The following is a 13,933-nucleotide window of genomic DNA, read 5'->3' as shown; positions in this document are numbered from 1 at the left end:
GTATATCACAATATTCTTTCCTCTAGTATTGCCGAAAATTAAGTAAGCTATAAAGAGTAGAAGATATATTTTTACCTAACAAAAAAGCGGGAATATTCCCGCTTCTTTGACTATCGACGTAAGCCAAGCTTTGTGATTAATTCACGGTAACGTGTGATATCGCTATTACGAAGGTAAGTAAGTAAATTACGACGTTTACCAACCATCTTTAATAGACCACGACGTGAATGATGATCCTTCTTGTGAGTACGTAAGTGCTCGTTTAGAGTGTTAATTTGCTCCGTTAGGACAGCAATTTGAACCTCTGGAGAACCAGTATCAGTCTCATGAGTTCTAAATTGTGCAATGATTTCATTTTTACGCTCTTGTGTTAAAGCCATCCTATTTCACCTCCTAATAATTAAACCCCCAGTTACCTAGCAAGCATCGGTGAGTCGCAATGCCAAGTAATGGTTGTCATAAAGTACATAACATAGAATACTACTTTTCATTTGAAAAAGCAAGTATATTCTTTACGCTCGCAAAATATTCTTGGGCAACCTTTTTATCTTGAGCGATTTGCGCAACTAACTCATCAATTCCATTAAACTTTTTTTCTTCTCTTATACGCATGTGCCACTCCACTGTAACACTTTGATCGTATATGTCTTTATTAAATTCAAATAGATGCACTTCAATAGATAATTGACGCTCATTCTCTTTGAAGGTTGGTTTATATCCGATATTACATACACTATCATGCCATTCATCATGAACTTTCAACCTTACCGCATATACACCTACAGGTGGCAACAGATATTCATCATTTAAACCTACATTTGCAGTTGGAAAACCAATTTGACGTCCACGCTTATCACCGTGTACAACTGTGCCTTCTACGGTGTAAGCTCTCCCTAAAATAGATGGAATTTGTTCCATTTCACCGTTTCGAATTAACTTTCGTAATGAAGTGGAACTTACTTTTTCTTCTTGATATTCAACTTTTTCGATCACGGTCTGTGTAAACTCCCCTCTTGCATGAAATGGTAAAGTCTCCATCTTCCCTTTTCCTAAACGTCCATATGAATAATCAAAGCCTGCTACTACATGCTTTACATTTAAACCAATAATGTACTCATCGACAAACTGTTGTGGCAATAATCCAGCAAATGGCTCATCGAATTTCACTACATATAAGATATCAATTCCTAAACTTGCGATGATTTCTTCTTTAAGGCGCATCGGTGTAATATACTCCACATGCGCTTCTTTTTTCCCTAATACAACAGACGGGTGTGGATGGAACGTCATGACAGCACTTTTACATCCTCTTTCATCCGCTATTTTTTTCGCTGTTCGAATCACACGTTGATGTCCTAAATGAATGCCATCAAAATATCCTAATGCCATTACAGTAGGTGGTAATTCTATTTTATTTTGTTCATGTGGATGAGTTAAATGAATAAGTTTCACGCTTGAATTCACCTTTTTCTGTAATAATCCTTCCAATAATTCATTATAGCTTTAGTTCTTGATTATTCACAAGCACTTTCATTGGCTTTAGCATGCCAGGGTGTTTTGGGTGATGCTCATAAATCGCTAAGCAACGATCATTTTTATCAAATACTGTAATAAATGGTGCTGTTGTTTCTAATTCATTCTTTAAGAACATACCGTTCTTTATTTTTTCAGCTTGCTTTTCATCTACAACCATTTTTGGAAACTTACTTAGCGCCTCATCAATTGAGATGAAAATAGACTCTACTGTTCCATTTTGCACGTTTTCTTCAATTTCTTCAAATGATATGCAATCTTCTAGTAAAAATTCACCAGATGCTGTTCTTACAAGGTGAGACATATGTGATGGAAATCCAAGTTTTTCACCAATCATTACTGCTAGTGTTCTTACATATGTTCCTTTACTACACGTTACACGGAAACGAAATGAAATGTTTTCCCCTTCAAAAACTTCACGTTCATCAAGTAATACAAATTCATGAATTGTAATTGTACGAACTGGACGTTCAACTTCTTGTCCTGCCCTTGCATATTCGTATAGTTTTTTTCCGTTAACTTTTACAGCTGAGAACATCGGTGGCATTTGTTCAATTGTCCCTGTTAGTTCCGCTAGTGCCTCTTCTACTTCTTTACGTGTAATGACACGATTTACATCTTGTTTCTCCACAACTTCACCAGAAGCATCTTCTGTTGTTGTTGAAAATCCTAATGTCACTTCACCTTCGTATGTTTTTGTTTCACTTGTTAAAAATTGCGCAATTTTTGTTGCACGCCCAACGCAAATAGGTAATACTCCTGTTACATCTGGATCCAGTGTCCCTGTATGACCAATTCGTTTCTCACGCAATATCTTTCTTAATTTGAACACACAATCATGTGATGTCATTCCCTTTGGCTTATGTAATAATACTACACCTTCCATATACTCACCTCATCATTATTCTTTTGTAGTAATTGCAATTATGCAAAACTTATTTTACATTGAAAAAATGGATAGACAAATGTCTATCCATTATTCTTCACGTTTACCGTCTTTATTAATTTCATGTAAAAGTGTATCAATTCGATGACCATATCCGATAGACTCATCGAACTCAAAGGTAATTTCTGGTGTTTTACGAAGACGAATACGTTGGCCAATTTCTGAACGAATAAAGCCTTTTGCCTTCGCTAAACCTTTTAATGTATTTTCTTTCTGTTCTTCGTCACCTAAAACAGAAATGTATACTTTAGCAATTTGTAAATCTCCACTCACTTGTACATCTGTTACTGTAACAAATCCAATACGTGGGTCTTTAATTTTACGACTGATAATGTCGCCTAATTCTTTTTTCATTTGCTCGCCCACACGGTTCGCACGTAATTTCATAACTCTTCACCTCATTCAATACCATTCCAAATGTGTTATCGTACGTTCAATTTCAGGAAATGAATCGATATACTCAAGTACACGATTCATTTCTTTTTCACAGACAACACGATTTGAGGATACGGAAACAATTGCAATTTCTGTACGTTGCCATACATCTTGATGCCCAACTTCAGAAACAGCAACATTATAGCGCTGTTTCACACGAGTTAACACACGTTGCAAAATTGCTCGTTTCTCTTTTAAAGAATGCACATCGTAAATCATACACTCGAATGAGAGTGAAGCGATAATCATCGCTTCACTTCTTCCATAACGTATGCTTCAATGATGTCCCCTTCTTTAAGATCATTATATCTCTCAATTGTAATACCACACTCATAGTTTTGTGCAACTTCTTTTACGTCGTCTTTGAAACGTTTTAACGTATCAAGTTGTCCTTCGAAAATTACTACGCCATCACGGATAATACGAACGCCACTATCACGTGTAATTTTACCGTCTATTACGTAACAACCTGCGATTGTTCCAACTTTTGTTACTTTGAACGTTTGACGAACTTCCGCTTGACCGATTACTTTTTCTTCGAATTCTGGATCCAGCATACCTTGCATTGCTGATTCAATTTCTTCGATTACTTTATAGATAATACGGTGTAAACGAACATCAACTTTCTCTAATTCAGCTGTACGCTTAGCATTCACATCAGGGCGTACGTTAAATCCAATTATAATTGCATTAGATGCAGAAGCTAAAATAACATCAGATTCTGTAATCGCACCTACGCCTGTATGGATAATTTTCACTTTTACGCCTTCAACATCAATTTTACGAAGTGATGCTGCCATTGCTTCTACAGAACCTTGTACGTCTGCTTTCACAATTAAGTTAATTTCTTTTACATCGCCCTCTTGGATTTGTTGGAATAAATCTTCCAGGCTGAATTTAGATTTCTCACCACGTTGTGCAACTAACGCTTCTTGTGCACGTGATTCACCGATTTGACGAGCTTTCTTCTCATCAGCGAATGCCATGAAACGATCTCCCGCTTGTGGCACTTCATTTAAACCTGTAATTTCAACAGGAGTTGATGGACCAGCAACTTTTACACGACGACCAATATCACTTACCATTGCACGAACACGACCGAATGATGTTCCAACAACAATTGGATCTCCAACTCGAAGTGTACCGTTTTGAACAAGTAATGTCGCGATAGTTCCTTTACCTTTATCAAGCTGTGCTTCAATTACAGTACCAGCTGCATAGCGATTTGGATTTGCTTTATATTCTTCTACTTCACTCACAAGAAGAATCATTTCTAGTAAGTTGTCAATTCCCTCGCCTTGAATTGCAGAAATTGGTACGAAAATCGTGTCTCCACCCCAAGCTTCTGGAACTAATTCATATTCTGTTAATTCTTGCATTACACGATCAGGATTTGCCGCTGGTTTATCCATTTTATTCACAGCAACAATAATTGGTACTCCAGCTGCTTTCGCATGGCTAATCGCTTCAACTGTTTGTGGCATAACACCGTCATCAGCTGCAACAACAAGAATTGTAATATCTGTTACTTGTGCACCACGAGCACGCATTGTTGTAAATGCCGCGTGACCTGGTGTATCTAAGAACGTAATTTTCTTATCATTTACATCAACTTGGTATGCACCAATATGCTGAGTAATTCCACCAGCTTCGCCAGCAGTTACTTTTGAATTACGGATAGAGTCAAGCAATGTTGTTTTACCATGGTCAACGTGTCCCATAATTGTAACAACAGCTGGACGTTCTTTTAAGTTTTCTTCATCATCTTGCTCATCGATGAATGTTTCAAATTCAGTTTCACTTACAACTACTTCTTCTTCTACTTCAATACCGTAATCAGTAGCAATTAACTCAATTGTATCTTTATCTAAGTCTTGGTTAATTGTCGCCATAATTCCTAGCATGAAGAGCTTTTTAATAATTTCAGATGGCTCTTTGCTTAACTTTTTAGCAAGGTCACCTACTGTAAGGCTTCCAGAGAAAGTGATTTTATCTGGTGTTTCTACTATTTGTGTTTGTTGTCTTCCAGCAAAGTTATCTTGACGTTTGTCTTCATTTCCTTTGCCTTTTTTCTTCTTCTTATTGCTGTTCTTTTTACTGCGAACAACTTTCTCTTCTACTTCAAACTCATCTGCAACAGAAGGTTTTTCTGCCCCAGTGTTATATTGATTATCTAATTTGTTTACTACTTCATCTTCTAACATTGTCATATGATTCGAAACCTCGATATTCATCTCTTTTAGTTTTGTCATAAGATCTTTACTTGAGATATTATTTTTTTTTGCATATTCATGTACTCGAATTTTACTCATACCTTCACCCCCGGTAATTTGTATCGAGCATGCTACGTAGCTTTTTCGCAAAGCCTTCATCTAACACAGCTACAACGACTCGCTCGTCTCTCCCAATCGCATGCCCTAATTGTTGTCGATTTTCGACTTTTCTCATTGGTATGTTATAGTACGTGGTTTTATCAATGATACGTTTTGTAGTGTTCGCTGACGCATCTTCAGAAAGCAATACTAGCTTTGCTTTGCCACTTCGTACTTCTTTTAAAACGAGTTCTTCACCCGAAATAATTTTTCGAGCGCGGTTTGCTAGTCCTAAAAACGATTTCCAATCAGACACTTATTTCGACTCCTTCTCAACAAGCTCAAGAAGCTCTTCGTACAGAGAACTGTCGATTTTCGCTTTTAGATGATGTTCCAAAATGTTTTTCTTTTGGGCTTGAATAATGCTTTCTTTATCTTTTGATAAATATGCACCTCGTCCTGATTTTTTTCCTGATAAATCAATAGACACTTCGCCCTCTTTGGAACGAACAATGCGAACGAGCTCTCGTTTTGATTTCATCTCTTGCGTCGCAATACATTTTCGTAACGGAACTTTTCGATTGCTCATACTCATCACCTCTATTCGATTTCGTCTTCAACTGAATCGAATCCGAATGCGATTACGCTATCTTCTTCTGTCACAATACCAAGTTGTTTCGCATCAGACTCACTTTTAATATCAATTTTCCAGCCTGTTAATTTAGCTGCAAGACGCGCATTTTGTCCACGCTTACCAATCGCTAACGAAAGCTGGTGGTCTGGAACAACAACAGTTGTTGCTTTCTCTTCTTCATCTACAAGTACTTTAACAACCTGTGATGGACTTAAAGCATTTGCAACATATTCAACTGGGTCATTCGACCAGCGAACGATGTCAATCTTTTCACCTTTTAGTTCATCTACAACGCGTTGTACACGTTGTCCTTTCGGTCCTACACAAGAACCTACTGGATCAACATCGATATTCTCTGCATATACAGAAATTTTAGAACGGTCGCCTGCTTCACGTGCTACAGAGCGAATTTCTACAGTTCCATCATAAATTTCTGGAACTTCCATTTCGAATAAACGTTTTAAAAGACCAGGATGTGTACGTGATACGTAAATTTGTGGTCCTTTTGTTGTCTTTTCTACTTTTGTAATAAATACGCGAATACGATCATGTGGTTTATATTGCTCATTTGGCATTTGCTCACTTACAGGTAGTAAAGCTTCTACTTTACCTAAGCTTACATAGATGAAACGAGCATCTTGGCGCTGTACAATACCAACCATAATGTCTTCTTCACGATCACTAAATTCTGAATAAATAACACCACGTTCCGCCTCACGAACTCGTTGTGTTACAACTTGTTTTGCAGTTTGCGCTGCAATACGACCAAAATCTTTTGGCGTTACTTCAATTTCTAGTACGTCGCCATCTTGGTAGTTTGGATTAATTTGTCTTGCCTCTTCTACAGAGATTTCAAGACGTGGATCAAACACATTATCCACAACGTCCTTACGTGCTAAAACTTGAATTGTTCCCACTTCGGGATTAAAGCTCACACGAACGTTTTGTGCTTGGTTAAAATTGCGTTTATAAGCAGAGATTAATGCTGCTTCAATCGCATCAATAATAATATCTTTACTAATACCTTTTTCTGACTCTAATACGAGCAAAGCATCTAACAACTCAGTGCTCATGAAGATCCCCCTTCTTACTAAAACGTAACAGCAAGTCGCGCATTTGCAACTTTATCCATTGGAATTTGGATTTCTTTTTTACGTGTTTTAATTGTTAATAGTAGTGTAATTGTAGTACCATCGTAGGAAAGTAGCTTTCCTTCAAACATCTTTTCACCATCAATCGGCTCATATGTTTTAATTGCCACTTGTTTTCCTACCGCTTGCTGGAAGTCTTTCTCTTTCTTTAATGGGCGTTCCGCTCCAGGAGATGATACATCCAAAAAGTAAAGATGAGGAATTGGATCCTCTTTATCTAAAGCTTCGCTTAAACGTTCACTTACCGCACCGCATTCTTCAATGTCGACTCCCTTTTCAGAATCGATGAATACGCGTAAGAACCAGTCTTGTCCTTCTTGCACATACTCTACATCTACAAGTTCAAGATTTAACTCTTCAACGATTGGCTGCGCAAATGCTTCTACAACTTCTGTGACTTTCTTATCCATAAACAGCCTCCTTCCTGCCGCCATGTACCATTTACAAGAAAAGATTCCGTTCATAAAGACGGTCTATCTTATTCTTTCTCGTTAGCTAACAAAAGCCCCTGCCGTTAAGCAGGGAATATCTGTCTTAGTATTACCAAATTTAAGAAGTAAAACTTGTAACAAAATATGTATATACGACAGAAATATCTTTACTATCTGCATAAACAAAATGTAGATAGTAACACGAAAGAGTGGGTTTCCCCACTCTCTTTTTCACAAAATATACATGACATGGTTATCTCGGTTTATAGTATACCATAGCAAATATTGATTTGCAAAGACTTTTCCTACCTATTAGAACAGTGACAATTGGTTTTGATCCGGTAAATCGCCTAGACAACCTTGACCATCTAAATACTCAATAATCGTTTTAGAAACCTTACTGCGCTGCTGTAAGTCTTCTTTTGATAAGAAATCACCGCTTTTACGAGCTTCAACAATACTGAAAGCTGCGTTGGTACCAAGACCAGGCACTGCATTAAATGGAGGAATTAAAGTATCCCCATCAATTATAAATTCGGTTGCATGCGAGCGGTATAAATCAACCTTTTGGAATGAATAACCACGCTCACACATTTCAAGTGTCATTTCTAGTACCGTTAATAAACTCTTCTCTTTCGGTGCTGCATCCAATCCTTTTTGTGCAATTTCATCAATTTTTACACGTATGGATGCTGAACCTTTCGCCATCGCCTCTACATCAAAGTCATCTGCACGAACTGTAAAATATGCCGCATAGAATAAAAGTGCGAAATGTACTTTAAAGTATGCGATACGTACAGCCATAAGTACGTAAGCAGCCGCATGGGCTTTAGGGAACATGTACTTAATCTTCTTACATGAATCAATATACCAACCTGGTACATTGTTATTTCTCATTTCCTCTTCCCATTCTTCTGGTACACCTTTACCTTTACGCACCGACTCCATGATTTTGAAGGCTAATGATGGATCCAAGCCCTGATAAATTAAATATACCATGATGTCATCACGACAACCGATAACTTCACTCAGTGTACACGTACCGTTATAAATTAATTCATTCGCATTACCTAACCATACATCTGTACCATGGGACAGTCCAGAAATTTGGACAAGCTCTGAAAACGTCGTTGGTTTCGTTTCTTCTAACATTTGTCTTACGAATTTCGTACCAAACTCTGGTATACCAAGTGTACCTGTTTTACAGTTAATTTGTTCTTCCGTTACCCCTAAAGATTCTGGACCAGAGAAAATCTTCATTACTTCTGGATCATCCGTTGGGATTGTTTTCGGGTCAATACCACTTAAATCTTGAAGCATACGAATAACAGTCGGATCATCGTGTCCTAATATATCCAGTTTCAATAAATTATCATGAATTGAGTGGAAGTCAAAGTGCGTTGTTCTCCACTCAGCACCTATTGAATCAGCAGGAAACTGAATTGGTGAAAAGTCAAAAATATCCATGTAATCTGGTACAACGATAATACCACCTGGATGCTGTCCGGTTGTACGCTTTACACCTGTACATCCCGCAACTAAGCGATCAATCTCTGCATTTCGAATTGTTAAGTTATGATCATTAGCATAACCTTTCACATACCCATAAGCGGTTTTTTCCGCAACCGTACCAATTGTTCCTGCGCGGTATACATAATCTTCACCGAACAGTACTTTCGTATAGTTATGGGCGCGTGGTTGGTATTCTCCAGAGAAATTCAAATCGATATCGGGTACCTTATCCCCTTTAAATCCAAGGAACGTTTCGAAAGGAATGTCATGTCCATCTTTCACATATGGAACATTACATGTTGGGCATTCTTTATCTGGTAAATCAAAACCAGAACCTACAGAACCGTCATTAAAGAACTCTGATTGTTTACACTTTGGACATACATAGTGCGGTGGTAATGGGTTTACTTCTGTAATTTCCATCATCGTTGCAACAAATGATGAACCTACCGATCCACGCGAACCTACTAGATAACCGTCTACTAACGATTTTTTCACAAGCTTATGTGAAATTAAATAAATAACGGCGAATCCATGTCCAATAATACTTTTCAATTCTTTTTCCAAACGAGCTTCTACAATTTCCGGTAGTTCATCTCCATAGATACTTCTTGCCATTATATAGCTCATATCACGTGTTTCATCATCAGCACCTTCAATTTTCGGTGTGTATAAATCATCTTTTACTGGATGAACATCACCAATTAATGATGCGATCTTGTGTGTATTTGTCACAACAATCTCTTTTGCTTTGTCTTCACCTAAAAATGAAAAACAATCTAGCATTTCATTTGTTGTACGGAAATGTACAGGCGGTAATGAATGGCGATTTAACGGATTAGCTCCGCCCTGCGAACTGACTAAAATTTTCCGATATATCGCGTCCTCTGGATCTAAATAATGCACATTCCCTGTAGCAACAACTGGCTTATCTAATGTCTCACCTAGTTTTACTAAGTTAGAAATTATTGTTTTTAACTGTCCTTCATCTCGAACGAGTTCACGTTCTACTAAATGACGTAACACTTCTGGAGGCATAACCTCAATGTAATCGTAAAACTGTGCAATTTCTTCTACTTCTTCAGGTGCTTTTTGCATCATAGCTTCAAACACTTCACCTTTGTCACAAGCTGTTCCTACTAAAATGCCTTCGCGATATTTTTTTAATAGTGATCGTGGTACACGTGGTACACGATAAAAGTAATTCAAGTGAGAATATGAAACAAGTTTATATAAATTTTTCAACCCAACATCTGATGTGGCAAGTAATGTCATATGACTTGGACGCCCACGTTTATATGCATCCCCTTGTCCCATACTATCGTTTAGTTGATCGTGATATTCAAATCCCTTTTCAATCACATCTTTTAACATCTTCACAAGTAAATATCCCGTTGCTTCTGTATCATAAATCGCACGGTGATGTTGCGTTAATTCAATATCAAGCTTTTTACACATCGTATTTAATCGATGATTTTTCATTTCTGGGAATAAGAACCGTGCAAGTTCTAACGTATCAATAACTGGATTTTTCGTTTTTTCTATCCCAGCCTTTTTAAAACCTACGTTAATAAAGCCCATATCGAAGCTTGCGTTATGAGCAACAAGCGTATGGTCACCCATCCATTCCTCAAACTTTTTAAACACTTCGTCCACTTCTGGTGCATCAGTTAACATATCATCTGTAATACCTGTTAATTCAATAATCGTTGCCGATAATGGTTGATGAGGATTTGCGAAAGATTCAAAGCGATCAATAATTTCGCCACCTTTTATCTTTACAGCAGCTAACTCAATGACTGTATCATATACAGCAGATAGCCCTGTTGTCTCAACGTCAAAGACAACATATGTTTCTTCTGCAAGTAGACGATGTGCTTCGTTATACGCTATTGGCACACCATCATTAACTAAATTTGCTTCTACACCATATAGAACTTTAACTCCAGCCTTTTTACCAGCAGAATATGCTTCTGGGAATGACTGTGCAACAGCATGGTCTGTAACTGCAATAGCCTCATGCCCCCATTTTCCTGCTTGGGCAACGAGCTTAGAAACAGAAGTAACAGCATCCATTTGACTCATTGGAGTATGAAGATGAAGTTCTACTCTTTTTTCCCCTTCTTTTGCTTTATCTTTACGAGAAGGTCCCGTTATTTCATTTATATCATTTGCGATCATAACTAAATCACGCACGAATGTATCATTTTGAACTGAACCACGCGCTTTTACCCACGTTCCTTTTTTCAAGGATTGTAACATCGGGATGTCTTCTTTATCACGTGAGAACATCTTAATCATAATAGAGTTCGTATAGTCCGTTATCTTTAAAGTTAATAACGTACGTCCACTACGAAGTTCTTTCGTCTCTACATGGAAAACATACCCTTGAACGGTTTTTCTTCTTTCTTCATCTTGAATTTCACGCAGCGGCGTAATCTCTTCATCTGGCTTAATAAGATAACCAAGCACAACTGGTCCTTCATGAACAACATCACTTTCTTCAGCTTGCTTTTTAGCCATCTCTTCCATAGCCTGTATAACTCGTTGACGATCTTCTTCCTGTGTTTGCTCACGAAACTTTTGCATTTCTTCTGCATTTTGCTTTATATGTGTGTCTAACTGAAAACGCGGGAATCCAAAAGCTTCGTATTGATCACCTACTGGTTTCGCAACGTTTTTCTTTAAAGTAGTAGATTCCAGCTCATTATTCACATTTACTAGCAACTTCACGCCATTGACCTGCGGAAGTTGCTTCTTTAAGTACGCGAACATAGGTGAAAATGTAATTCGTTCTGTACAAAGCGGCCAATATGCCTTCACTTCTTCTTCTGTAAATTGTTTATTCTCTGCCCGTAATGCAAATGTTGTTCTTGCAATATGAGAAAATGATTGCTTAAGCTTTGTTTCTAGCAACTCATATAATTCTGTCGGCAAAATACGTGGCACTTGTAAGTCAAAATGCCAACTTTTATTCGCTTTATCAATAACTAGCTTTTCAATACCACCGCCATGTAAATATTGATTTATAAGGTCTTCTGGTATTTGCAACTGTTGGAGCAAAATTTGAAATCGCTCTTGTTGTTCATTTGTTAATGACATAAGCACTCTCCTTCCATTTGCTATTATAAATTGAAACGTACTACAAAGAAAGATTTCTTCCTTCTTCTTTTACAAAATACGTTTACAAAGAAAGAGAAGGTACCTCATTACGAGGTACCTCTTCTTATTTTAAAATATTAGCAATATATGTTTGAAGTTCTTCTACTTTCACTTCTTCAGACTCGCCTGTAGCACGTACTTTCACTTCTACAATACCTTCATCTGCTTTTTTACCAACTGTAACACGAACTGGAAGGCCGAATAAATCTGCATCTGCAAATTTAACACCTGCACGTTCTGCACGATCATCTAGTAATACTTCGTATCCCTGCTCTTGTAATGAGTTGTAGATATTTTCACCCATTTCACGTTGTGCATCAGATTTCATATTTACTGGAATTACATGCACATGGAACGGTGCTACAGCTTTTGGCCAAACTAAACCATTCTCATCATTAAACTGCTCTGCAATTGCTGCCACTGTACGAGATACACCGATACCGTAACAACCCATAATAAGTGGTTTTGTTTTTCCGTTTTCATCTAGGAACGTTGCGTTCATTGCTTCACTATAACGAGTTCCTAATTTGAATACATGACCAACTTCAATTCCACGTGCGAAAAGAATTGTTCCATTTCCATCTGGAGATTGGTCTCCTTCTTGGATGAAGCGTAAATCTGTATATTGACTTACTTTAAAGTCACGTTCTGGATTTACATTTACATAATGGAATCCTTCTTCGTTCGCTCCTGAACATCCGTTGACAATTGATGCTACAGCATGGTCAGCGATAATTTCGATATCCCCTGTAACACCAATCGGTCCTAAAGAACCAACCTCACAGTTTAATAACTCTTTTATTTCTTCATGGGAAGCAAGCTCAACGACTGAAGCTCCGTATACATTCTTCACTTTTACATCATTGACTTCATGATCGCCACGAACAAGTACTACTACTAATTTCTCATCTACTTTAAATACCATGGATTTAATGCATTTTTCCGCTGCAATATTTAAAAATGCAGATACTTCTTCAATAGCTTTTTGATCTGGAGTTGCTACTTTTTCAAGTGCCTTTTCAGCTTCATCACTTTTCGTATACGTAGCAACAACAGGAGCCATTTCAATATTTGCTGCATAATCAGATGTATCAGAATACGCAATTGTATCTTCACCTACATCAGATAACACCATAAATTCATGTGTATCTTTTCCGCCCATTGCTCCAGAATCAGCGATAACTGCACGGAAATTCAAACCACAACGAGCAAAGATATTAGAATACGCTTCGTATAAACGGCTATATACTTCATCCAAACTTTCTTGTGTTGCATGGAAAGAATACGCATCTTTCATTAAAAATTCTCTTCCGCGTAATAAACCGAAACGTGGTCTTTGCTCATCACGGAATTTTGTTTGAATTTGATATAATGTTAATGGTAGTTTTTTGTACGATTTAATTTCATCACGTACAAGATCTGTAATTACTTCCTCATGAGTTGCCCCTAGCGCAAACTCGCGAGCATTACGATCTTTCATACGCATTAATTCTGATCCGTAAGAATACCAACGGCCTGATTCTTGCCATAATTCAGAAGCTTGCATAGCTGGCATTAATAGTTCTACTGCCCCTGCGCGCTCCATTTCTTCACGAACAATACGTTCTACTTTGTGTAACACTTTTAAACCAAATGGTAGAAAACTATAAATACCAGAAGCATTTTGACGCATAAACCCTGCGCGAAGTAATAATTGATGACTCTTAATTTCAGCATCTGCTGGAACTTCACGTAATGTAGGACTGAATACCATACTTTGTTTCATTTATTCGCACCTCTTCATTTTACTCTTATACGCAATAAAATCCCTCACCTCG

12 protein-coding genes are annotated in these 13,933 nt (G+C 37.6%); all 12 read right to left on the bottom strand.

Annotation, left to right across the window (positions count from 1 at the left end):
* Window positions 1–110: 110 nt before the first annotated feature.
* Window positions 111–380 carry a 30S ribosomal protein S15 gene (gene rpsO / locus QCI75_RS08325; protein ID WP_001229392.1) on the bottom strand — a complete coding sequence of 90 codons (270 nt, stop codon included), beginning with the start codon at window positions 378–380 and terminating at the stop codon, window positions 111–113.
* A gap of 100 nt (window positions 381–480) precedes the next feature.
* Window positions 481–1,452, bottom strand: a complete 972-nt coding sequence (ribF, locus tag QCI75_RS08320) for a bifunctional riboflavin kinase/FAD synthetase (protein WP_353760217.1) — start codon at window positions 1,450–1,452, stop codon at window positions 481–483.
* 43 nt (window positions 1,453–1,495) lie between these two features.
* On the bottom strand, window positions 1,496–2,419 hold the full coding sequence (gene truB, locus QCI75_RS08315; RefSeq protein ID WP_144505432.1) for a tRNA pseudouridine(55) synthase TruB: 924 nt from the start codon (window positions 2,417–2,419) through the stop codon (window positions 1,496–1,498).
* A 90-nt stretch (window positions 2,420–2,509) separates the two neighbouring features.
* Window positions 2,510–2,866: a 30S ribosome-binding factor RbfA gene (gene rbfA / locus QCI75_RS08310; protein ID WP_000776437.1), complete on the bottom strand. Its 357-nt coding sequence runs from the start codon at window positions 2,864–2,866 to the stop codon at window positions 2,510–2,512.
* A 15-nt stretch (window positions 2,867–2,881) separates the two neighbouring features.
* Window positions 2,882–3,163 carry a DUF503 domain-containing protein gene (locus QCI75_RS08305; RefSeq protein WP_002088157.1) on the bottom strand — a complete coding sequence of 94 codons (282 nt, stop codon included), beginning with the start codon at window positions 3,161–3,163 and terminating at the stop codon, window positions 2,882–2,884.
* The gene (infB, locus tag QCI75_RS08300) at window positions 3,160–5,226 is read right to left on the bottom strand and encodes a translation initiation factor IF-2 (RefSeq protein ID WP_144505431.1); all 2,067 of its coding nucleotides are present in this window, start codon (window positions 5,224–5,226) and stop codon (window positions 3,160–3,162) included. Before infB ends, QCI75_RS08305 begins: the two co-directional genes overlap by 4 nt.
* Window positions 5,227–5,230: 4 nt before the next feature.
* Complete coding sequence (locus QCI75_RS08295; RefSeq protein WP_001286519.1) at window positions 5,231–5,542, bottom strand: YlxQ family RNA-binding protein; 312 nt, start codon at window positions 5,540–5,542, stop codon at window positions 5,231–5,233.
* Window positions 5,543–5,815 carry an RNase P modulator RnpM gene (gene rnpM, locus QCI75_RS08290; protein ID WP_002088161.1) on the bottom strand — a complete coding sequence of 91 codons (273 nt, stop codon included), beginning with the start codon at window positions 5,813–5,815 and terminating at the stop codon, window positions 5,543–5,545.
* 11 nt (window positions 5,816–5,826) lie between these two features.
* A complete protein-coding gene (nusA, locus tag QCI75_RS08285; RefSeq protein ID WP_002173086.1) occupies window positions 5,827–6,933 on the bottom strand; it encodes a transcription termination factor NusA in 1,107 nt (368 codons plus the stop codon).
* 17 nt (window positions 6,934–6,950) lie between these two features.
* Window positions 6,951–7,421: a ribosome maturation factor RimP gene (gene rimP, locus QCI75_RS08280; protein WP_000359098.1), complete on the bottom strand. Its 471-nt coding sequence runs from the start codon at window positions 7,419–7,421 to the stop codon at window positions 6,951–6,953.
* 333 nt (window positions 7,422–7,754) lie between these two features.
* Window positions 7,755–12,056: a PolC-type DNA polymerase III gene (locus QCI75_RS08275; protein WP_353760216.1), complete on the bottom strand. Its 4,302-nt coding sequence runs from the start codon at window positions 12,054–12,056 to the stop codon at window positions 7,755–7,757.
* A gap of 124 nt (window positions 12,057–12,180) precedes the next feature.
* Entirely contained in the window at window positions 12,181–13,881 is a 1,701-nt protein-coding gene (locus tag QCI75_RS08270; protein WP_098777329.1) for a proline--tRNA ligase, read from the bottom strand.
* Window positions 13,882–13,933 lie beyond the last annotated feature (52 nt).

Origin of the sequence: Bacillus cereus group sp. RP43 (assembly GCF_040459645.1) — a bacterium.
Classification (GTDB): domain Bacteria; phylum Bacillota; class Bacilli; order Bacillales; family Bacillaceae_G; genus Bacillus_A; species Bacillus_A mycoides_C.
The sequence above is the reverse complement of the archived record's forward strand: the minus strand, read 5'-3'. Positions and strand labels throughout refer to the sequence as shown.

What these genes read in the sequence shown, in the direction of transcription:
- rpsO (WP_001229392.1), bottom strand. Translation starts at nt 380, where the DNA reads ATGGCTTTAACACAAGAGCGTAAAAATGAAATCATTGCACAATTTAGA.
- truB (WP_144505432.1), bottom strand. Translation starts at nt 2,419, where the DNA reads ATGGAAGGTGTAGTATTATTACATAAGCCAAAGGGAATGACATCACAT.
- rbfA (WP_000776437.1), bottom strand. Translation starts at nt 2,866, where the DNA reads ATGAAATTACGTGCGAACCGTGTGGGCGAGCAAATGAAAAAAGAATTA.
- QCI75_RS08305 (WP_002088157.1), bottom strand. Translation starts at nt 3,163, where the DNA reads ATGATTATCGCTTCACTCTCATTCGAGTGTATGATTTACGATGTGCAT.
- infB (WP_144505431.1), bottom strand. Translation starts at nt 5,226, where the DNA reads ATGAGTAAAATTCGAGTACATGAATATGCAAAAAAAAATAATATCTCA.
- rnpM (WP_002088161.1), bottom strand. Translation starts at nt 5,815, where the DNA reads ATGAGCAATCGAAAAGTTCCGTTACGAAAATGTATTGCGACGCAAGAG.
- nusA (WP_002173086.1), bottom strand. Translation starts at nt 6,933, where the DNA reads ATGAGCACTGAGTTGTTAGATGCTTTGCTCGTATTAGAGTCAGAAAAA.
- rimP (WP_000359098.1), bottom strand. Translation starts at nt 7,421, where the DNA reads ATGGATAAGAAAGTCACAGAAGTTGTAGAAGCATTTGCGCAGCCAATC.
- QCI75_RS08275 (WP_353760216.1), bottom strand. Translation starts at nt 12,056, where the DNA reads ATGTCATTAACAAATGAACAACAAGAGCGATTTCAAATTTTGCTCCAA.
- QCI75_RS08270 (WP_098777329.1), bottom strand. Translation starts at nt 13,881, where the DNA reads ATGAAACAAAGTATGGTATTCAGTCCTACATTACGTGAAGTTCCAGCA.